Raw genomic sequence first — 19,938 nt, forward strand, 5'->3', positions numbered from 1 at the left:
CCGTCGAAACGTGACAATCGGTCGGCCGTCGAAACGGTGACCATCGGCGTTGGCTTCGGCTTCGGTGTCAGCGACGGCTTCGGCGTCAACAGCAACAGCAACAGCGAACAAGGGCAGGCGCGTGTGATTCGGGTCGTGGTGGTGGATGACGAGGCGCTGGTGCGGTCCGGGTTCCGGCTCATCCTCGGTGCGGCGGACGACATCGACGTGGTCGCGACCACCGGCGGCGGCGAAGCCGTCGAGACCGTACGACGGGAGCGGCCCGACGTCGTGCTGCTGGACATCCGGATGCCCGACGTGGACGGGCTCACCGTGCTGCGGCGGGTGCGGGCGCTGCCCGAGCCGCCCGTCGTCGCCATGCTGACCACCTTCGACGCCGACGAGTACATCCTCACCGCCCTCCGCTCGGGCGCCGCCGGCTTCCTGCTCAAGGACACCGAGCCCGATCAACTCGCCCAGCTGGTGCGGTCGTTGGCGGCCGGGGGCGTCGTGATGTCACCCAAGGCATCCCGCGCCGTCTGGCAGAGCCACCCCGGTGCCGCCGATCCCGCCGACGAGGACGAGGACGTCGCCCGGGTGCGGCGGCTCACCGAGCGGGAGCGCGAGGTGCTGGTGCTGATCGCCGAGGGGCTGTCCAACGGGGAGATCGGTGCCCGGATTCATCTCAGTGGGGGGACCGTCAAGGACCACGTCAGCGCGATCCTCACCAAGCTGCGGGTCGCCAGCCGCGTACGCGCCGCACTGCTCGCCCAACGCGCCGGCCTCCTCGACGAGGACCGAGGGCCACACCCTGCGGGCGGACAGTGAGCAGCGCCAAGGCCGGCGCCAACGTCGAAGAACGGCCCGGCGCACGGGCCAGGGCCCGCGTCTGGCGGGCCCGGATTCCGGAACCCGTACTCGACGGCCTCGTCGTCCTCGTCGCGGTCGCCGATCTGTGGATCGGACTGTGGGACGAGTCCCCCCTCGGCGTCGGGCTGGCCCTCGCGGGATGCGTCGGGCTCGCCCTGAGACGCCGAGTCCCCCTCCCCGTCTTCCTCTGCACCCTCCCCGCCGCGCTCATGCAGGACGTCGTCTTCGCCCCGTTCGCCGCCCTGTTCACGCTCGCCGAGCGGTCCCGGAACCGGCGCCTGCTCGCCGTGTGCGCCGTACTGTTCGCCGCCGCCTCCGCCACGCCCTGGCCGGTGAGCGAGTTCAGCTCGCACGAGCGGACCATGACCCTGGTCAACTTCTTCTACACGCTCGCCACCGCCGCCGCACCCGTCCTCCTCGGCCAACTCCTCCAGGCCAGACGGGACTTGGCGCGGCGACTCGTCGAGATCGAGGAAGCCCGCGAGCATGAGCGGGTGCTGCACTCCCAGGCCGTACTCGCCCGCGAACGCGCCCAGCTCGCCCGCGAGATGCACGACGTCGTCTCGCACCAGGTCAGCCTCATCGCCGTACAGGCCGGGGCGCTCCAGGTCGCCGCCAAGGACCCGGACGTCAAGGCGGGGGCCGGCACCATCCGGTCCCTCTCCGTCGACACCCTCGACGAACTGCGGCACATGGTCACGCTGCTGCGCGCCTCCGGCGGCCGGGCCACCGAACTCGCCCCCCAGCCCACCCTCGCCGACCTGCGTCAACTCCTCGACACCAGCGGCATCCCCGCCGAACTCACCGGCGAACTCCCCTCCGACATCGCCACCCCGGCCCAACGCGCCGTCTACCGCACGGTCCAGGAAGCCCTCACCAACGTCCGCAAGCACGCCCCGGGCGCCACCGCGACCGTACGGCTCTGGCACGAGCCCGGCGCGTACGGCGTGACCGTCGCCAACACACCCCCGACCCGCCCCTCCCTCCCCCTCCCCGGCTCCCACCAGGGGCTCATCGGCCTCAAGGAGCGCGCCGAGCTTCTCGACGGCACCCTCACCTCCGGCCCCACGGACGACGGGGGGTACGAGGTGAGCCTGCGGGTCCCGAGGCCCGCCTTCGAGTAGTACCGAGTACCGATCAGTACTGGCCGTGGTACGGAAAGGGCGCGCGCCGATCTCGGCGCGCGCCCTTCTACGAAACGCGCGGCTCAGCGGCGCCTGCCGCACCTGCTCACATCGATCCGCACCACCTGCGGATCGTGATCGCTCGCCTGGTCGGCGAACTCCGCGTTGATGTGGACGACGTCGTAGGCGTAGTGGGTGATGGAGGGGGTGGTGAGGATGTGGTCCAGGGTCTGGGAGTTGCCGTCGAAGACGTAGGTGTAGCGCTCGGCGGCGGGGAGGGTCGAGATCAGCGGGGTCAGGACCTCGCCGTCCGTCAGCGCCGTGGTCGTCTGCGAGAACTCGAAGTCGTTCAGGTCGCCGAGGACGACCGCCTTGGCGTCCTTGTCGGCGGCGAGGAGGGACTTGACGAAGGTGTTCACCTCGGCGGCCTGGGCGTGGCGCTGGGTCTCGGAGCTGCGGGTGGGCTCCTGGTAGCGGCCGTGGAGGGGCTGGTCGCCGCCCTTGGAGGCGAAGTGGTTGGCGATGACGAAGACCGACTCGCCCTGGAACGTGAACTCGCCGACCAGCGGCTTGCGACTGCTGGCCCACGCCTCGCTCGTCGGGTTGATCCGGCCGGGGGAGTGCGTGAGCTTCGCGCCCTTCCTCGTCTTCACGACCTCCGTGGCCGTCGTCGCGTCACCGGCCGCGCGGTCGGTGAACGACACCCGCTTGGGGTTGAAGAGGAAGACCTGACGGATGTTGCCGCCGGGCTCGCCGCCGTCCTTGTTGTTCTCGGGGGAGACATAGCGCCAGCTGTAACGGGGGCCGCCGGCCGCGCGGATGGCGTCGGTGAAGCGGGTGAGGGTGGCCTCGGCGGTGACCGTGCCGTCGTTGGTGGCGCCGTTGTCGTCCTGGATCTCCTCCAGGGCGACGATGTCGGGAGAGCTGAGGTTCTTCGCGACGCCCTCCGCGAGCCGCGCGAACTTCGCCTCGTCGTCGAGGGCGTCCAGGTTCTCCACGTTGTACGTGGCGACCGCCAGCTCGTTGCCCTTCTGCCGGCGGGTGACCTCGGGCGTGAGGCCGCCCGCGACGAGGGTGCCGAGCTGGGTGGCCTGGAGGTTGTAGCCCCCGTACGTCGAGTAGTCGAGCGGGCCGGCCGTCGTGCCGGACAGCGCGTCGCCGACGTTCGCCTGCGGGAAGGCGGTGGCGGTGTCGAGGGACATCACCTTGATACGGCCGGTGTTCTGCTGGTCGTAGGAGGAGTAGAGCGTGCCGCCGCGGGCGCTCGGGCTCTCCTGCGGCTTCACCGTGACCCACACCTCGTCGTACTCGGTGGTCGCGCCGACCACCCGGACGTCGGTCGCCGACACCCGCTCGCCCTCCAGGGACTCGTAGAAGTCCAGCGCGTAGACGGTCGGTTCGAGGGGGAGGGCTTCGATGCTGCCGCCGTCGGCCGTGGGGACGTAGGCGGAGGGTACGGAGCCGGCGTCGAGGGTGACGGCGGGCGGGAGGGCGTTGCCGGAGGAGAGGACCGTCGTGGTCGGGCCGGTGATCTCCGTGAGGGACTGGCTGGTGCCGCTCGGGTGGTACTCCGTCACCTTGCCGGTGACCAGGACCGAGTCGCCGACCGCGACCGTGGGCGTGGTCGAGCCGGTGTAGACGAAGACGCCCTCGCTGGTACGGGCGTCGGTGTCCGGGGCCGTGTCCTGAATCCAGAAGCCCATCGAGCCGGACGTGCGTACGCCGGTGACGATGCCGGGGACGCGCGTGACCGTCTGCCCGGCGAGCGGGGAGAGGCGGGTGGTGCCCTGGATGTCGTGGATACGGGTGGTGCCGGGGGTGGTCGGGTCGTCCCCGCCACCATCCCCATCGCCATCCCCGTCTCCGTCACCCGAACCGGGGGTTTCGCCCGCCGAGTTGACCGGTGACGGCGTACCGGAGGTCAGATCCGTCGCGTTGTCGTCGGTGTCGGCGAGGGAGGCGGCGCGGGCCACGGACGCCGTGTTGGAGGCGCCGGTGACCGGGCCGGTGCCCTCGCGGACGACCGCGCTGCCGTAGCCGACCAGGTCCACGATGCTGCCGTCGGCCGCGCAGTCCGCCGCCGTCTTGCAGGTCAGGGCCGTCGTACCGGTGACCAGGGCGATCGTGCCGCTGGTGGCGCTCATCGCGATCGAGCCGGTGGCGTCGGGGGTCGGCAGGGCCGTCGTACCGCCGCTGCCCGCCGCCTCGGCGACCAGGAAGCGGCCGCCGGGGGCGATCGAGCCGGACAGCTGGGTCACCTGCCACTGCGAGGACGCCGACGGGGAGCCGGGCAGGTACTGCACGCTCAGGCCCGACAGGTCGTAGGCGGCGGAACCGGCGTTGGCGAGTTCGACGAAGTCACGGATCAGGGTGGCGCCCGAGTTGCCTCCGCCGCCGTACACCTCGGCGACGACCGCCGTGGCGGACGGCGCGGCGAACGCGGCGGGCAGCGCGGTGAAGGCGAGCGCGCCCGCCGCCCCCACGGATATCAGCGGGTACGCGATACGGCGGGCGCGGGGTCTGGGCCCTGAGGTTCTGGACAAGTCGGCGGTCTCCTCGTGCTTCCAGGTACTTCGGGTACGTCCCTGTGGAGCGGGTCGTTCTGCGCGTGGGGGAGTCGGCTCAAGTTACGCGCGTAGAGGGGGTGTCGCCAAGAGGTCGCAGGTTAATTCCCGGGAACGACGGGGTGGGAGCGGGGCGTTGGGGTGCCGGTCGGCGTCCGGTGGGTCAGGCGTCCGGCGGTTGGGCGCTCGGCAGCCAGGGGGCGAGGGCGTGGTCGACGGCTCGGACCACCATCTCGTCGTCCAGCCGTACGCCGAGCATGAAGCGCTGGAAGAAGAGCGGGCCGAGGAAGTGGGAGACGATGTCGCGGGCGTTCTCCTCCGCGCCGGGGCGGAGTTCGCCGCGTTCCGCGGCGGTGGCGAGGACGGTCGCGAAGAGTTCGTCGGCGTGGCCGAACATCTCCTCGCGGATGTGCCGTACGTCCTCGTCCCGCTCGGCCCGTTCCATCACGGTGGCGATGACCGATGCGGAGACGGGCTGGTTCAGCCAGTTCGCCTGCTCCTTCAGGTGATCGATCAACACGTCGCGGATCGGGCCGTCGGTCACCGTGAACAGGGGGCGGGCGTCGGAGGTCAGCGCGTCCAGCAGCAGGCTCTGCACATCGGGCCAGTGCCGGTAGAGGGTGGCCCGGCCCACGCCCGCCCGTTCGGCGACGGCGGCGTGGGTGACCGCCGCCGGACCGCCCTCGATGAGGAGCTGGGTGGTGGCGGCCAGGGCGGCGGCACGGCTGCGGCGGGCGCGGGGGTCGTTACTGGTCGCGGGCATCGGAGCGCCTTCCTTCCGGCAACTTGTGAGATGTGTTGCCTCGTAAGTACCACATAAATCTATGAGACATCTTGACTCGCAACTTCAGTGCGATACATACTGTCTCACAGGTGAGGGGCATGGACAGCGCCAAGTCCCTCTGCGCCAAGTCCCTTGGAGCCCGAAGGAGGCACCTTTCATGTCCATGAACGAGAACGTCATCGCCCTCCGTTTCGCCGACCGGGCCACGGCCTACCAGGCGCTCAGCGACCTCAAGCACCTCGACTCCGCGACCACGGAGATCCGTGGCGCCGTACTGATCGAGCGCCTGGACGACGGCAGCGTCCGCGTCCCCGAGGGCCTGGAGACCATGGCCGGGCGGAACACGGCGGTCGGCGGAATCGTCGGCTCACTGGTCGGCATCCTCGGCGGACCGCTGGGCGTGCTGATGGGCTGGGGCATAGGCGCGCTGATCGGCGGGGGCCACGACTACAGGCGGGCCGCCCGTGCGGGCGACGCGGTCGAAGCCTTCTCGCGGCATGTGCCGACGGGCGGTACGGCCATCCTCACGGAGGCCGGGGAGGCCGACACCCAGGCCCTGGACCTGCTGGCCATGCGGTACGACGCGGTTCTGGAGCGCCGCCCCGCCGACGCCGTACGCATCGAGCTGATGGCCATGGAGGAGGCCGCCGAGCGGATCAGGAAGGACGAGCAGAAAGCCGCCGAGCGCATCCGCAAGGACGAGGAGAAGGCCCGGCGCGAGCAGCGGCGGGCGGAGGCGGAGCGGAAGGTCAAGGACGGGGTGGCGTCGCTGAAGCGGAGGATCGCGGCGTAGCCGACGCCACACGGCCCCATGGACGCGGGGCACACTCCCCCCATGCCCCGCACAGGTGAGGGCGGGTCACCCAGAGCCCGCCCTCACCGCCTCTTCGCCGGCGGCCGCCGCCACTCTTCCGTCACCGGCCGCCGTAGCCATCTCCCCGTCACCGGCCGTCGCCGCCACCTCCCCGTGACCGGCCGCCGTCGCCGCCTCCCCGGCGTCGGCGGTCGCGGCCCCCGGCTCCCCGTAGAACTGCGCGTACCAGCGGCGCAGCGCCCTGATGCCCTTCTCGTGCGGGAGCAGGACGGGACGTGGCTGGTGGATCTTGTGGTCCCAGATCTGGACCTCTTCCCGCACCTCCCCCAGGGCCTCCCTGCGGAAGACGACCTTGAGGAGCGGGATCAGGAAGGGGGCGAGGGCCGGCTTGCGGAGGTAGTACAGCATCCGCAGTTCGCTGGTGCGGTCGTCGACGGGCGTGCTGAGGGCGACGGCCGTGACCGACAGCGCCGGCCCGTGCGTACGGACGACCATCACGCCGGGCCCGTACATGAACGCGTCGAAGGTGTTGTCGATGTCCCACCCGAGCACCCGCCGCCGGATACGCCCGCGCACCTCGGCGAACGGCCCGTCCACCGTCCAGTCCTGGACGGGCGGTTCGCTCTGACCGTGGATGAAGTGGAAGTGGGACTCGTCGACGATGTTCTCCCGCATCTCCTGGATGTGGATGCGGGCGGTGCGGACGTCGTCGATGGGGGAGGAGAAGTCCTTGGACGTCGCCTCCGGTACCTCCGGCACCTCCCAGGCCGGTTCACCCGGCCCGGCGTACACGAAGACCAGCCCGCTGTGCTCGCGGACCGGGAAGCCGCCGATCGACACCTTGGGCGTACGGACGGCGAACGGCGCCTCCACGCAGCGCCCGTCCGCCCCGAACCGCCACCCGTGGAACGGGCACTCCACCGTCCCGTCCACGACCTTGCCGCCGACGCCGAGATGGGCGCCGTAGTGGGGGCAGTGCGCGTCCCGTACGGCCGCCCGCCCGTCCGCTCCCCGGAACGCGATCAGCGCCCGCCCGAAGTAGTGCAGACTCACGACCTTCCCCGGCCGCAACTCGCCGCTGCGCAGCACCGCGTACCACCCGTACGGCACGGCCGGCATCGGGTACTCGTCGGCGCGGGGGTCGCGGGGGAGGGCGGTGATGTCGCCCTGCGGGTGATGAGTCCGCGGGTGATGAGCCTGAGGGTGATGAGCCTGAGGGTGCTGATTCCGACGAGGAGTAGGCATGCCGGGATGCTAACCGGAGGGATCTGCTCCCGAAAGGTACTGGAAACGTCAACATCCTCTGGGAGTAGAGGAGTTGGCCGTAGGCCGTCGGTTGTTGAGGTTGGCTACGGCGCCCCGAAGGCCGCGATCAGCACGTTCATGGCGACCTCGTTCATGTCCTGGCCCTTGGCATCGGTGGAGTTGACGCTGTAGACGAGGGTGCGGGAGCCGTCGCGGGTGGCGGCGATGGCGGTGTTGTAGCCCCAGCGGCCACCGGTCTTGCCCCAGACCTCGCGTCCGCCGAGCTTCTTCATGGACAGTCCGACGGAGTACGAGGCGGGGGCGCCGGAGGTGAAGTCGTCCACCTGCGGCAGCGTGAACATCTCCTCCAGCAGCGGCCCGCGCGGCACGATCCGCCCCCGGAACAGGGCGTTCGTGAACCGCTCCAGATCGGAGGTGGTCGAGATGAGGGCCCCGGCGGCCCAACTGTCCGTAGTCCCCCACACGGTGACATCCCGCAGACCGGTGGTGGTGGTCGTCGCTGTGCCGCCGTCGAGGCGCTTGGTTATGGTCATGGTCATGGTCTGGTAGCCGTGGTTGTGGGGGCCGAGTATGCGCGGGTCCTCGCCGGGGAGGTAGGTGTCCCGCAGCCCGAGCGGCTTCGCTATGCGCCGGTCGACCTGGTTCTCGTACGAGTCCCCGGTGATCCGCTCGATGATCAGCCCGGCGATCGTGTACCCGATGTTGAGGTAGTGCTGCGCCTCGCCCGGCGCGAACTCGGGCTCCTTCGACGTCGCCGAGCGGACCATGTCCTCCGGGTCGTGGACGCGGAAGCGGTTCTCGTACGCCCCCTCGACCGTCGTCCAGGGGAAGTCGGGCGCCGGGATACCGGACGTGTGATCGAGCAACTGCCGTACGGTGACGTCCTCGTACGCGGCCGGGATCAGCTCCGGCAGATACGAGCGGGCGGTGCGATCCAGATCGAGCCGGCCCTCGTCGACCAGTTGCAGCGCGACGGCGGCGGTGAACACCTTGGTCACCGAGCCGGTCCGGAACCGCCCGTTCGGATCGGCCGGGCGGTTCGTCTCCAGGTCGTGCACACCGGAAGCACCGCGCCAGGTACCGCCGGTTCCGCCCACCCGAACGAGGGCGGCTGTCGCGTGGGCGGAGGGGAGGCCTGCGATGGCGTCTTCCAGGACGGCTCGGGTGGTGGGGTCGAGGGAGGGGGCGGGGGAGGGAGCCGTTGACGTGGTGGAGGACCCGGTGGCGGATGCGACAGCCGGCAGGGCACCCGAGACCACCGTCACGCCCAGTACGAGCGCGGCGGCCGGCAACGTGCGAGTCGTTCTCTTCATGGTCAACTCCGAGGATGTGAGCCGTGGTTGGGACCGTTCGCGGATGGCTCCATCCTCCTGACCAGCGTCTCTTCACGGATCGCCCGCGCAGGGGGTCTTGCGGGGTGAGGCACGGCCGGTTTCTCACCGCCGCGGGGGAGTCACGGGGCCGGGGCGATCCCCCGTGCGGGGCAGTGGCGGGGGCTGGCACAAGTTCCGTGAATCGGTTGCTGACGTAACGTCAGTGGCATGTACTCAGATGACGGGACTCTGTTCGCCGACTTGCTGGAAGTTGGTCTCGATGTCTGCCGCACACCCCTCCTTGACGCGAGCTCTGGCCGAGACTCTGGTCGATGTCCTCTGGCTCATCGAAGCCTGTGAATGCGAGGAAACGGATCGAGACGATGCCACCAGGGTTCTGGAGGGCGTCGCCCACGTGGTGAGCAGGCTGACACATGAGCAGGAGGACGAGTTCCTCAGCCTGCTCGCCACCATGGCCCGCGAGGAGTCCGATCCGTCGCGGCGGGTGTTTCTGGAAGAGTTCCACGCCGGCTTCGGACTGGTGGAGAACCCGGGCTGATCCCAAGCCTCAGGACAGCAGGACCCGTTCCCCTTCCTCGACGCGAAGGAGCAACAGATCGAACGCCGGGCCGTCAGCCGTGTTCCGGTACTCGCCCGCGTACTGGTAGCCGAGCCGCGCGTACAGGCCCTGGCCGCGCTGGTTGGAGGGCAGCGCGAGCAAGGACGACCACGGATGCCTCACATGGCCCTCGATCTGACGGCGCAGGGCGGGTACGGACAGGCCCGACGCCTCCGCGCCCGGATTGTCGACCAGTTCGGGGTGAGCGTCCGCCCAGATGTCCGCGAGAACGTCGAGCATCGGCGGAACCTTGCCGGGCCCGTAGGTGCGGATCACCACGTCGGTACGTGTGCTCGGGGTGGTCACCGTCACGGGCCGGTCAGGGGGCGGCACCGCTTGGCCGGCCTCCCCTCGGTCAGTTGGCGTCGGCGTCGTGCAGATGGGCGCCCGCCGAGATCAACCCCGTCTCGTACGCGCAGATCACCGCCTGGATGCGGTCTCGGAGGCCGAGTTTGGCGAGGATGTTGCCGACGTGGGTTTTCACGGTGTGGTCGCTTACGGTCAGTTCGGCGGCGATCTCGGCGTTGGAGAGGCCGCGGGCGAGGAGGAGCAGGGTCTCGTGTTCGCGGGTGGTGAGGGTGTTGAGGCGGGGGTGCGGGCGTTGGGGGCGTGTGGGGGTGGGGCGGGTGTACTGCTCGATCAGGCGCCGGGCCACCGACGGGGCCAGCAGGGAATCGCCGTGCGCCACCACCCGTACGCCGTGCACCAGGTCGTCCCGTCTGACGTCCTTCAGCAGGAAGCCGCTCGCGCCCGCGTGCAGCGCCTCGTAGACGTACTCGTCGGAGTCGAAGGTCGTCAGCATCACCGTTCGGCAAGCGATCGGGGTGCCATTGGCGTCGGCCCCGTCGCCCAGCGCGGTGATCGTCCGGCATGCCTCGATGCCGTCCACCCGGGGCATCCGGATGTCCAGCAGGGCTATGTCCGGCGCGTGGCAGCGTACCGCCTCGATCGCCTCCGCGCCGTCGCCCGCCTCCGCGACCACCTCGATGTCCGGCTGGGCGTCGAGGATCATGGCGAAGCCGCTGCGTACCAGTTCCTGGTCATCGGCCACGACTACTCGGATCGTCAACGGGAGACCTCCGGGACAGGAGCCGACGGTCGCGGTGCGGACGGCTGGGGTGCGGATGGCTGGGGTGCCGTCGGTACGGGGATGCGTACCCGGACCTCGAAGCCCCGACCGTCCGGACCCGGCCCGGCGTACGTCGTGCCCCCATGCGCCGCCGCCCGCTCGCGAATCCCGACGAGGCCATGGCCCGACCTGTAGCCAGTTCCTGCCCTGACACCGGCCTGCGGACCACTACCGTCATCCGTGACGCTCACGCTCAAGTCCCCTTTCTCATAAGTGAGTTGAACGGAAACGGTACGGGCACCAGCGTGCTTCACCGTGTTCGTCAGCGCCTCCTGCACGATCCGGAACACCGTCGTGGCGGTCGCGGCGGGCAGCGGTCGTACGGCGTCGCCCACGGTCTCGTACGACACCTGGAGTCCGCTGCCTGCTCGTACCCGGTCGAGTAGCGGTGGCAGGTCCGCAAGCCCCGGCTGCGGCTCACGCGGTTGCTCGCCGCCGGGGCCGCTCGGTTCGGGGGAGGCGTCCGGCTCCCTCAACAACCCCAGCATCCGCCGCAGTTGGACCATGGCGTCCCGTCCCGTCTCGGAGATCGCGTCGAAGGCGGCCTCGGCCTTCTCGGGGGCGGTGCGTACGGCCACCGGGCCGGCCTCCGCCTGCACGATCATCAGGCTCACGGCGTGGGAGAGGATGTCGTGCATCTCCCGGGCGATACGGGCGCGCTCGCGGGCGGCGGCCCGTTCGGCCTCGATGCGATGGGCGCGTTGGCGGGCGGCGGCCAGCCGGCCGAAGGCGTACGCGGCGGCGAACACGAAGTAGGAGAAGGTCAGTTCGCGGGCGGTACGGGAGTTGATCGACACCGCCACCGGTATGGCGATCAGGAGCAGCAGGCCCGCGATCAGGCGTTCGCGGGGTGGGCAGAGTACGGCGATCGTGTACGTGATCACCAGGCCGGTGTACGGCAGCGGCTGGCCGGGGCCGTCGAGAGCCAGCCTGTAGAGGCCGCTGGTCGCGAGGATCGCCAGCAGTACGGCCATGGGTGCGCGCCGCCGCCACACCAGCGGCACCACGGTGAGCGTGGTCAGCCCGTACGCGGCCCAGGTCGCCGGCGGCAACGAGGCCGCACGCGGTACGACGAACGGCATCGTCATCGCGGCCTGCACCAGCAGGGCGATGCCGATGTCGAGGAGGAGGGGATGCGCCGCCTCCAGCTTCTGGCCCCGCTCCCACCAACCCCGCGTCGCACCGCCGAACATGCCCCACGCCGGGGTCCGTGCGCCGCCCGCGCCGCCAGGGCTCCGCGCGCTCCCCGGGTTCCAACCGCTCTCCGTGCTCCCCGTGTTCCCCACCCGCCCCACCGTAACGGCCGTACGGGGGACGCGCGCTGCCCGGGCGGCAACCTCCGGCGGCGTACGACAGCAGGGGCGGGACCCCTCACGGCAACCGGGGCTTCCGCCACGGTCGCCGCCGAGAGATCCCGCCCGGGTCGCTTCAGCGGACGATGCGCGCGGTCAGTCGGCGAGGACGTAGCCGTACCAAAGGCTCCCGATCTTGCGGCAGGTGTAGTCGTAGACGTTGGAGGCCGCCAGGTAGTAGTCCGCGTCGGCCCAGCAGCGGGACGAGGTGGTGTAGGCCTCTCCGGTCTGCTGCCAGGTCGCCGCCACCGCCGAGACGGACGTGTCGGCCGACGTGGCCGCCTGGGCGGTCATCGGGACGGCGAGGGCGGCGGCCGCACCCATCGCGATGGACGCGGCGGCCAGGCTGAGCTTGCGCATGGTGTGCTCCTTTGTCGGAGGGTCCTTTGCTGCCCGTACCTGCGTGGCACCCGACGTACGAGCCCGCCCCCACTCCCCCTCGTTCACGGTGACCGAACCGGTCACCGTGCCCGGCGGGGCCGGGCTCGTCCGCGCGGGACCTTGCGGTAACCACCGTGCCGTCGCCGCCATCGGGAAACCTTCGGAAAGTCTTGAATCCTGCTTGGGCCCGCTGATCAACCGCGGATAGACCAGGGGAGGGGGACGAGACCAGGGGTGGGGTGACCGTGCGCTTCGGTGTTCTGGGTGTGGTCGAGGTGTGGTACGACGGCGGATCACGCGCCGGTAAGCCGTTGGACGTGGGGCACGCCCGGCAGCGCAGGGTGCTGGCGGCGCTGCTCGTCGACGCCGGCCGGGTGGTGCCGTCGGACGCGCTGGTGGAGCGGGTGTGGGGAGAGCGGGCGCCGCGGCGGGGCCGGGAGGCGCTGTACGGGTACATGTCCCGGTTGCGGCAGGCGCTGGCCCCGGCGGGAGCGGACATCGTACGGGAGCACGGGGGCTACCGGGATTCATTCGCAGTGCACCGGCGTTCAGGCCGGTGGTGAAGCGAATCTGTCGTCGTGACGCGGAGCGTCACGGCGTCGTGCCCGCGAAGCGGGGCAGGGCGTGCGACTGGTCAGGCTTCATCACGGAGGGCCGGCGGAAACGGGCCGGGATCACTTCCTCCCGGAACATGGTCACGAAGGCCGCGAAGATGTGCGACAGGGAGCCGATACCGATCAATAGGGATCTTCGCACTGCGGACTCCTGATCCACGCGGGTAGCGTCCTTGCCGTGCAGCTCAGGTACGCCTTCCGTCTCTACCCCACCAGCGGTCAACAGGCCGCGCTGGCACGGGCGTTCGGCTGTGCCCGCGTCGTCTACAACGACGCCGTCCGCGCTCGGCGCGAGGCCCACGCCCAGGACCTTCCGTATCCGAAGCTCGGTCTGCTGTCCCGCCTGCTGATCACCGAGGCGAAGCGGCGGCCCGAGCGGGCCTGGCTGGGCGAAGTCTCCGGTCGTGTTGCAGCAGGCGCTGCGCGACTGCGAGCGCGCCTACACCAACTTCTTCGCCTCCCTCAAGGGTGAGCGCACGGGGGCGTGGGTGGGTGAGCCGCGCATGAAGTCCCGCAAGGACGCACGGCAGTCGATCCGTTTCACCGCGAATGCCCGCTGGTCGCTCACCGCGTGCGGGAAGCTGAATCTGCCCAGGATCGGGGCGGTGCAGGTGAAGTGGTCCCGTGCGCTGCCCGCGGTGCCCTCCAGCGTCACTGTCGTCAAGGACGCGGCCGGAAGGTACTTCGCCTCCTTCGTCGTCAACACCGACCCGGCCGCCGACGCCGCGCGGATGCCGGAGACCGACCACACCATCGGCATCGATCTCGGCCTTGCCCACTTCGCCGTCCTTTCTGACGGCACGAAGATCGGCTCTCCGCGCTTCCTTCGGCGTGCGGAGAAGAAGCTCAAGAAGGCCCAGCGGGAGCTGGCCCGCAAGCAGAAGGGGTCCAAGAACCGTGCCAGGGCCCGGGTGAAGGTGGCCCGTGCCCACGCCAAGGTCACCGACGCACGCCGCGAGTTCCACCACCAGCTCTCCACAAAGCTGATCTCCGAGAACCAAGGGATCGCCGTGGAGGACCTGGCGGTGAAAGGACTCGCGCGCACGAAGCTGGCCAAGTCCGTGCACGACGCCGGATGGGCCTCGTTCCTCAGCATGCTGGAGTACAAAGCCCAGCGGTACGGCCGCACCCTGGTCAGGATCGGCCGGTACGAGCCGACCTCCCAGACCTGTTCCACCTGCGGCGCTGTGGACGGGTCCAAACCCCTGAGCGTCCGGGAATGGACGTGTACCTCCTGCGGCACTGTCCACGACCGGGACCACAACGCCGCGATCAACGTGAAGACGGCCGCCGGACTGGCGGTATCGGCCTGCGGAGCGCTGGTAAGACCAGGAGCGATCCCGGCACAGCGCGAAGAAACAGGAAGCCACGGATTCCCGACCGGACACCGTGCCGCGTAGCGGCACAGCAACGATCGAGAAGGCCAGAATCTCCGGGCTTCAGCCCGGAGAGCAAGTCAACGCATGCACGACCTGGTCCGCCTCTACGCCACCGAACTCGGCCACGACAGGCCCGCCGACCTCCGCCGCACGGCGCAGGAACGCGTACTCGACTTCTACCTCCACACCGCGAGCCGGGCCGTCACCCTCGTCGACCCACGCCGCACCCTGCCCGCGCCCACCACCCAGGCACCGCCCACCACCCTCGACTTCACCGACTACGCCGAGGCCGTCGCCTGGCTGGAGGGCGAACGGGACAACCTCGCCGACGCGGTGCGCCTCGCCCAAGACATCGGTCTGCACGATCACGCCTGGCGACTGCCGGGCGTCCTGTGGCCGTTCTACTTCCTGCGCGGCCACCACACCGACTGGATGTCCACCCATGAGACCGCCCTGTCCGCCGTCGGACATCTCGACCGTCCCGAGGCCCACGCCGAGACGGTCCACAACCTCGCCACCGGCCTGTGGCAGTCCGGGCGGTACGGCGACGCCGCGCAGGCCTTCGAGCAGGCGGTCGAACTGCGCCGGCGGCTGGGCGACGTACCCGGCGAGGCCGCCTCCCTGGGCAACCTCTCCATCGTCTCCTACCTCGGCGGCCGTTACGACGCCGCCCTGACGTACGGCTTCCAGTCGCTGCGGCTCAGGCGCCAGGAGGGCAACACGCACAGCGAGGCGGTGGCCCTGACCCTGCTCGGGGGTGTCCTGACCCGGGTGGGCCGCCCCACCGAGGCCCTGGACTACACCCACCGCGCCCGGACGCTGTTCCACGAGGCCGGGGACCGCCACAGCGAGGCCGGCTGTCTGATCAACCTGGGCATCGTCCACGAACGGCTGGGCCGCTACGACGAAGCCCTCGACCTCGCCCACCAAGGGCTGTCGGCGGTGCGCGAGTTACGTCACCGGGCCCGCGAGGCCATGGCCCTGTGCGTCCTCGGCACCGTCCACACCCGCCTCGGCGCACACCAGCGGGCGCTGGAACACCACCGAGCGGCCCTGGACGCCGCCGACGGTCTCAGCGATCCCGGCCAACTCGCCATGCTCCACAACGAACACGCGCTGAGCTGCCACGCCGCCGGACGCCTCGACGACGCCCTGTTCCACTACCGCACCGGCCTCACCGCCTCCGAACAGGCCCGTGAACCCTACGAACGCGCCCGCGCCCACCAGGGCCTGGCCGACACCCTCAGGGCACTGGACCGCCTCACGGAGAGCCACGACCACCAGCAGAAGGCCCACACCCTCGTCGCCGAACTCGGCATCCCGCCGCTGCGCTCCCCCGCCGCCGAGACCGCCGCCGAGACCGCCGCCGAGACGGACGATCTCCCGGGCTGATCCGGTTCACGGTTCACGGTTCACAACCCCGGAACCGTCCGGCCCGTCGGAGCGGCATCACACCCCGGCCGCCGCCTCGGAGCGCCTTGGAGCGAGGCCGTAAAGGGCGTCTGAACAGCTGCTACGCAGCCGTTCGGCGCCCTTTTCACCGTCTCACTGTGGTTCATCTATGTGAACAGATTCCACGTGCAGATGTATTGACGTGTTCAGGCCACCCTGCCGACACTTCCGGAAGACGTCAAGAAAGCGCTTTCTCGCCGTGCTCCGCCCCACCCGCTCTGGAGATGGAGATCAGTGATGCGCAAAAGACCTGTCGCGGCCGTCGCGGCCCTCGTGGGATGTGCCAGTGGAAGTCTGCTGGCCGGCGCGCTCGTCGCGCTGACCGCCGCCGGTCCGGCACAGGCCGCGACCGCCCGCTATGAGGCGGAGACCTCCCCCGCCGTCTGCACCGGCACGATCGATTCCGACTGGACCGGCTACTCGGGCACCGGTTTCTGCAACGGCACCAACTCCACCGGCGGATACGCCCAGTTCACCGTGACCGCACCCGCATCGGGCACGGCGACCCTGGCGTTCCGCTTCGCCAACGGCACCACCACCGCCCGCCCCGCCGATGTCGTCGTCAACGGCTCCACGGCCACGACGGCGTCGTTCGAGAGCACCAGCACCTGGACCGGCTGGACGACGAAGACACTGACCGTGCCCGTGGTGTCCGGCAGCAACACCATCCGGCTCAACCCGACCACCTCCGCCGGTCTCCCCAACGTCGACTACCTCGACGCGACCGTCCCGGACGGCACCACCACACCCCCGTCCGCCGCCGCCCTCTACGTCGCCCCCAACGGCACCGACAGCGCGGCCGGCACCTCCTCCGACCCCACCACCCTCACCTCGGCGATCAGCCGTGTCACCGCCGGCGGCACGATCTATCTGCGCGGCGGCACCTACGCCTACTCCTCGACGGTCACCATCCCGGTCGGCAACGACGGCACGGCCGCCGCCCGTACGACGCTCGCCGCCTACCCCGGCGAGACCCCGGTGCTCAACTTCTCGGCCCAGAGCGAGAGTTCGTCGAACCGAGGACTTCAGCTCAACGCCTCGTACTGGCACATCAAGGGGCTCGTCGTCGAACGGGCCGGTGACAACGGCATCTACGTCGGCGGCAGCGACAACGTCATCGAGGGCACGGTCACCCGCTTCAACCGCGACACGGGCCTGCAACTCGGCCGTATCGCCTCCAGCACTCCCAGCAGCGAGTGGCCGTCCGACAACCTGATCCTCAGCGCCGAATCGCATGACAACGCCGACTCCGACGGCGAGGACGCGGACGGCTTCGCCGCGAAGCTCACCACCGGCACCGGGAACGTCTTCCGCTACGCCGTCGCCCACAACAACATCGACGACGGCTGGGACCTCTACACCAAGACCGACACCGGAGCCATCGGCCCGGTGACCATCGAGGACTCCCTCGCCTACGAGAACGGCACACTGAGCGACGGCTCCCAGGCCGGCAACGGCGACCGCAACGGCTACAAGCTCGGCGGCGACGACATCGCCGTCGACCACATCGTGCGGCGCAGCATCGCCTACGACAACGGCAAGCATGGTTTCACGTGGAACAGCAACCCCGGCACGATGGCCGTGTCCGGCAATGTGAGCATCGACAACGCCGAACGGAACTTCAACTTCGACGGCGGGACGTCGGTCTTCCGCGACAACACCTCCTGCCGTAGCGGCAGCGGCACCAATGACCGCATCATCGGCGACTCCGACTCCTCCAACCAGTTCTGGTCCGGTACGAACGGGTCGCGCTGCTCGTCGTACTCGGGCGCGCTGGGGTGGTCGTTCGCCTCGGACGGGAAGTTGGTGGTGACGTTCGGGGGCTGATCGGTAGCAGCGGTGACAGCGGCCCGTCGGAGTGTCGTGCGACGGGCCGCTGTTCTGCCCTACGCGTGGTGAGCACGGTGGTCGCGGTGCTCGTCGATGAAGGCGGTCAGGAGGCGGGCGTAGGCGTCGGGGTGGGTGGCGTGCGGGATGTGGCCGGACCCTTCGAAGGTGTACGTGCGGGCCTGGGGGAGGGCTTCGGACAGCCGGGCGACGATCGGGTGCAGCCAGGGTGGGCTGTCGGTGCCCTTGGTGAGGAGGACCGGCCCGGTGTAGTAGCGGGCGAGGCGGGTGAGGTCGAGGCCGGCCCAGTGCGGGTCGCGTTGCTCGTCGAGGAAGGTGGGGGCGTTGAGGAGGAAGGTCTCGCGGACGCGCTCGGGCAGCAGCTCCCAGTTCCCGGGACCGAGGGCGACGTCCTCCACGAACGTACGGGCTCCCGCGAGGGTGTCGCCGGCCCGCAGATGCCCGAGCACGGACGCGAACCGCTCCTCGGTGTCGGCCATCTGCGGCCGGAGCGCGGGGTCGTCGGCGACCACACCGGTGAGCGGTGGTTCATGCGCGGCCAGGCCCAGGAACAGCTCGGGGCGCCGGGCGGCCAGCCCGAGGGCAGTCGCCCCGCCGAAGGAGTTGCCCGCGACGTACGCCGGGGCGAACCCGAGGGTCTCCATCAGCGCCGCCAGATCCTCCTCGTCCTCGTACCGCGACCCCGGCCCCGCCGGGCGCTCGCTGCGGCTGTGTCCGCGCCGGTCGTACACGAGGACGCGGTGGCGCTCGGTGAGGGCGGGCAGGACGGGGACCCAGTTGTAGAGGTCGCCCCAGGAGCCGTGGACCAGGACGAGGGGGGCGCCGTCGCCGCCGCGTATGTCGTAGGCGAGTCGGACGCCGTTCACCTGGACGTGTGCGGTGCCGTAGCGCTCCGCTCGCCCTCCGTCTCGTCCCACCGTGGCGCACCCCCGTTCTTATCGATGGGCCGTCAATCCTGGGCCCCGGCCTGGGTCTGGGCTTTGGCCTGGGCTTGGGTTCAGGCCTTGGCCTCGCTGATGTTGACCATCCACGGGATGCCGAAGCGGTCCGTGCACATGCCGAAGACGTCGCCCCACATCTGCTTCTCCAGCGGGACGGCCACCGAACCGCCCTCGGAGAGCTTCTCCCAGTAGCCGCGCAGCTCGGTGACGTCGTCGCCGCTGAGGCTCACGGAGAAGTTGGTGCCGGGGGTGTGGGACATGCCGGGCGGGGTGTCGGCGCCCATGAGGGTGAAGCCGCTGGGCGTCTCCAGCATCGCGTGCATGATCTTGTCCGCGTGCGGAGCGTCGGCGTCGCCGTACTCCCCGAAGGTGTTCATCGCGAGCGTGCCGCCGAAAACCTCCTGGTAGAACTCCATCGCCTGCCGGGCGTCACCGTTGAAGCTGATGTACGGATTGAGTCGCGAGGCCATCAAAACCTCCCTGAAAGGGACGAAGAGTCATTCCAGCCCGGAGACTAACGGGCCCCACTGACAACGGCATGCGGAGCGCGTCCTCGGCCGGGGTGGGGCGGCTCGGTCAGGACGTGGGCGCGTCCAGGTTCGGCTTTCGCCGTACATCGGTCACCCGTACGTCCTCCGTCTCCGGAGCGCCGAACGCCTCGACGATCACCCCACGGCTGGTGGCGGTGACCTCCAGCGCCAAGTGGCCGCCCATGAAGCGCAGGTCGAGTCTCGCCCTCGGCGCCCCCGCGTGGTCCGGCATCCGGTGAATCCGCGTGGCCGGGTAGTCCAGGCCCGTCAGCTTCTCGCGCATCGCCTCATAACCGGTCGTCTCCGTGTCCCGGAACGCCTCGGTGATGCGCCGCGCGTGCTCGGTGCCGCCGCACTGCTCGACATCGCCCAGGGGCACCTCGGCGACCGGCTCGGTGCCGCTGTCGGCGTCGGCGTCGGCGTCGGCGTCGGTCTCGGTCTCGGGGGAGTCGGAGGGCGGCGTCGGCAGGGCGGTGTGGTCCTCCAGGGGGTCCGCCACTTCTGTCTCCGGCTCGGTCGCGTCGCCGGGGAGGGCCGGCGGGGTCTCGTCCGGCCCGTACAACTCGGTCGGCGCGGGCTCGTAACCCGGCAGGTCCTCGGGCTCGGGCACCTCACCGCTGGCGTTGCCGCCGCCGACGGGGGCGTCCGGGACGCAGTTCTGCGTGATACGGGACGTCAACGCCAGGAACCGGATCTCCGGATCGTCGGAGTCGGCCAGCGGGTCGGGCGAACTCGTCGCCGAGACGGTGCTGTCCGCGTGGGCCGCCTGATCGGCGGTGACACCCGTCCGACCGGCGGAGGCCTTCTGGCCACCGCAGCCGGACAGGACCAGGCAGCCGAGCGTGGCCGCCAGCAGCAACTTCGGCAGGGATATCGATCGCATGCCCGAATCGTGCGGGGCACCGGCCGCCGTCCACATGAGTACGCGTACTCACCGGCCCACCCGTAATTGGCTCGTCCATGATCAATGCTGGGGTTA

The 19,938-nt window shown here is 70.3% G+C and carries 19 protein-coding genes and 1 pseudogene; 8 read left to right on the forward strand and 12 right to left on the reverse strand.

The genetic code is table 11. The features are described 5' to 3' along the window. The first annotated feature begins 123 nt into the window (after positions 1-123). Positions 124-807, forward strand: coding sequence for a response regulator (locus ACWD4G_RS19475; RefSeq protein ID WP_451295352.1), 684 nt, complete (start codon positions 124-126; stop codon positions 805-807). Positions 808-881: 74 nt separating this feature from the next. Continuing rightward, positions 882-1,973, forward strand: coding sequence for a sensor histidine kinase (locus ACWD4G_RS19480; protein ID WP_451295354.1), 1,092 nt, complete (start codon positions 882-884; stop codon positions 1,971-1,973). Positions 1,974-2,056: 83 nt separating this feature from the next. On the opposite strand, the gene ACWD4G_RS19485 is transcribed toward ACWD4G_RS19480, so the two are convergent. Together ACWD4G_RS19485 and ACWD4G_RS19490 are read right to left on the reverse strand one after the other, a co-directional pair. Then, the gene (locus tag ACWD4G_RS19485) at positions 2,057-4,477 is read right to left on the reverse strand and encodes a lamin tail domain-containing protein (RefSeq protein ID WP_451295356.1); all 2,421 of its coding nucleotides are present in this window, start codon (positions 4,475-4,477) and stop codon (positions 2,057-2,059) included. 223 nt (positions 4,478-4,700) lie between these two features. Beyond that, complete coding sequence (locus tag ACWD4G_RS19490) at positions 4,701-5,300, reverse strand: TetR/AcrR family transcriptional regulator (protein WP_451294948.1); 600 nt, start codon at positions 5,298-5,300, stop codon at positions 4,701-4,703. Between the two features lie 178 nt (positions 5,301-5,478). On the opposite strand from ACWD4G_RS19490, the gene ACWD4G_RS19495 reads away from it, so the two are divergent. Continuing rightward, entirely contained in the window at positions 5,479-6,114 is a 636-nt protein-coding gene (locus tag ACWD4G_RS19495; protein WP_451294950.1) for a hypothetical protein, read from the forward strand. Positions 6,115-6,180: 66 nt separating this feature from the next. Here ACWD4G_RS19495 and ACWD4G_RS19500 read toward each other — a convergent pair whose 3' ends face one another. After that, positions 6,181-7,380, reverse strand: coding sequence for a Rieske 2Fe-2S domain-containing protein (locus ACWD4G_RS19500; RefSeq protein WP_451294952.1), 1,200 nt, complete (start codon positions 7,378-7,380; stop codon positions 6,181-6,183). A 104-nt stretch (positions 7,381-7,484) separates the two neighbouring features. Next, positions 7,485-8,714, reverse strand: coding sequence for a serine hydrolase domain-containing protein (locus ACWD4G_RS19505; protein WP_451294954.1), 1,230 nt, complete (start codon positions 8,712-8,714; stop codon positions 7,485-7,487). 280 nt (positions 8,715-8,994) lie between these two features. Here ACWD4G_RS19505 and ACWD4G_RS19510 point away from each other — a divergent pair, with 280 nt between their 5' ends. Beyond that, positions 8,995-9,273, forward strand: a complete 279-nt coding sequence (locus tag ACWD4G_RS19510; RefSeq protein ID WP_451294956.1) for a hypothetical protein — start codon at positions 8,995-8,997, stop codon at positions 9,271-9,273. 9 nt (positions 9,274-9,282) lie between these two features. Here ACWD4G_RS19510 and ACWD4G_RS19515 read toward each other — a convergent pair whose 3' ends face one another. From ACWD4G_RS19515 to ACWD4G_RS19530, 4 genes are all read right to left on the reverse strand, one after another. Beyond that, a complete protein-coding gene (locus tag ACWD4G_RS19515; protein ID WP_451294958.1) occupies positions 9,283-9,645 on the reverse strand; it encodes a hypothetical protein in 363 nt (120 codons plus the stop codon). 43 nt (positions 9,646-9,688) lie between these two features. Next, entirely contained in the window at positions 9,689-10,402 is a 714-nt protein-coding gene (locus ACWD4G_RS19520) for a response regulator (RefSeq protein WP_451294960.1), read from the reverse strand. Continuing rightward, on the reverse strand, positions 10,399-11,655 hold the full coding sequence (locus tag ACWD4G_RS19525; protein ID WP_451295358.1) for a sensor histidine kinase: 1,257 nt from the start codon (positions 11,653-11,655) through the stop codon (positions 10,399-10,401). The genes ACWD4G_RS19520 and ACWD4G_RS19525 overlap by 4 nt, the downstream gene beginning before the upstream one ends. A 255-nt stretch (positions 11,656-11,910) precedes the next feature. Continuing rightward, positions 11,911-12,174: a hypothetical protein gene (locus tag ACWD4G_RS19530; RefSeq protein WP_451294962.1), complete on the reverse strand. Its 264-nt coding sequence runs from the start codon at positions 12,172-12,174 to the stop codon at positions 11,911-11,913. Between the two features lie 266 nt (positions 12,175-12,440). Between ACWD4G_RS19530 and ACWD4G_RS19535 the strand changes: the two genes are divergently transcribed. Continuing rightward, entirely contained in the window at positions 12,441-12,758 is a 318-nt protein-coding gene (locus ACWD4G_RS19535) for an AfsR/SARP family transcriptional regulator (protein ID WP_451294964.1), read from the forward strand. 28 nt (positions 12,759-12,786) lie between these two features. Here the strand turns inward: ACWD4G_RS19535 and ACWD4G_RS19540 are convergent, their stop codons facing one another. Continuing rightward, positions 12,787-12,969, reverse strand: a complete 183-nt coding sequence (locus tag ACWD4G_RS19540; RefSeq protein WP_451294966.1) for a hypothetical protein — start codon at positions 12,967-12,969, stop codon at positions 12,787-12,789. An 18-nt stretch (positions 12,970-12,987) separates the two neighbouring features. Here ACWD4G_RS19540 and ACWD4G_RS19545 point away from each other — a divergent pair. From ACWD4G_RS19545 to ACWD4G_RS19555, 3 genes and pseudogenes are all read left to right on the forward strand, one after another. Further along, positions 12,988-14,209, forward strand: a pseudogene (locus ACWD4G_RS19545) (RNA-guided endonuclease InsQ/TnpB family protein). Positions 14,210-14,272: 63 nt separating this feature from the next. Then, the gene (locus tag ACWD4G_RS19550; protein ID WP_451294968.1) at positions 14,273-15,580 is read left to right on the forward strand and encodes a tetratricopeptide repeat protein; all 1,308 of its coding nucleotides are present in this window, start codon (positions 14,273-14,275) and stop codon (positions 15,578-15,580) included. 297 nt (positions 15,581-15,877) lie between these two features. After that, a complete protein-coding gene (locus tag ACWD4G_RS19555; RefSeq protein WP_451294970.1) occupies positions 15,878-17,467 on the forward strand; it encodes a carbohydrate-binding protein in 1,590 nt (529 codons plus the stop codon). A 59-nt stretch (positions 17,468-17,526) separates the two neighbouring features. On the opposite strand, the gene ACWD4G_RS19560 is transcribed toward ACWD4G_RS19555, so the two are convergent. The 3 genes from ACWD4G_RS19560 to ACWD4G_RS19570 form a co-directional block, all read right to left on the reverse strand. After that, the gene (locus ACWD4G_RS19560; RefSeq protein WP_451294972.1) at positions 17,527-18,405 is read right to left on the reverse strand and encodes an alpha/beta fold hydrolase; all 879 of its coding nucleotides are present in this window, start codon (positions 18,403-18,405) and stop codon (positions 17,527-17,529) included. Positions 18,406-18,485: 80 nt separating this feature from the next. After that, positions 18,486-18,899, reverse strand: a complete 414-nt coding sequence (locus ACWD4G_RS19565; protein ID WP_451294973.1) for a VOC family protein — start codon at positions 18,897-18,899, stop codon at positions 18,486-18,488. Positions 18,900-19,005: 106 nt separating this feature from the next. Continuing rightward, a complete protein-coding gene (locus ACWD4G_RS19570) occupies positions 19,006-19,842 on the reverse strand; it encodes a hypothetical protein (RefSeq protein ID WP_451294975.1) in 837 nt (278 codons plus the stop codon). Between the last annotated feature and the right edge of the window lie 96 nt (positions 19,843-19,938).

The organism is Streptomyces sp. NPDC002643, assembly GCF_053592555.1.

What these genes read in the sequence shown, in the direction of transcription:
- ACWD4G_RS19490 (WP_451294948.1), bottom strand. Translation starts at nt 5,300, where the DNA reads ATGCCCGCGACCAGTAACGACCCCCGCGCCCGCCGCAGCCGTGCCGCC.
- ACWD4G_RS19495 (WP_451294950.1), top strand. Translation starts at nt 5,479, where the DNA reads ATGTCCATGAACGAGAACGTCATCGCCCTCCGTTTCGCCGACCGGGCC.
- ACWD4G_RS19500 (WP_451294952.1), bottom strand. Translation starts at nt 7,380, where the DNA reads ATGCCTACTCCTCGTCGGAATCAGCACCCTCAGGCTCATCACCCTCAG.
- ACWD4G_RS19505 (WP_451294954.1), bottom strand. Translation starts at nt 8,714, where the DNA reads ATGAAGAGAACGACTCGCACGTTGCCGGCCGCCGCGCTCGTACTGGGC.
- ACWD4G_RS19510 (WP_451294956.1), top strand. Translation starts at nt 8,995, where the DNA reads ATGTCTGCCGCACACCCCTCCTTGACGCGAGCTCTGGCCGAGACTCTG.
- ACWD4G_RS19525 (WP_451295358.1), bottom strand. Translation starts at nt 11,655, where the DNA reads ATGTTCGGCGGTGCGACGCGGGGTTGGTGGGAGCGGGGCCAGAAGCTG.
- ACWD4G_RS19530 (WP_451294962.1), bottom strand. Translation starts at nt 12,174, where the DNA reads ATGCGCAAGCTCAGCCTGGCCGCCGCGTCCATCGCGATGGGTGCGGCC.
- ACWD4G_RS19550 (WP_451294968.1), top strand. Translation starts at nt 14,273, where the DNA reads ATGCACGACCTGGTCCGCCTCTACGCCACCGAACTCGGCCACGACAGG.
- ACWD4G_RS19555 (WP_451294970.1), top strand. Translation starts at nt 15,878, where the DNA reads ATGCGCAAAAGACCTGTCGCGGCCGTCGCGGCCCTCGTGGGATGTGCC.
- ACWD4G_RS19565 (WP_451294973.1), bottom strand. Translation starts at nt 18,899, where the DNA reads ATGGCCTCGCGACTCAATCCGTACATCAGCTTCAACGGTGACGCCCGG.
- ACWD4G_RS19570 (WP_451294975.1), bottom strand. Translation starts at nt 19,842, where the DNA reads ATGCGATCGATATCCCTGCCGAAGTTGCTGCTGGCGGCCACGCTCGGC.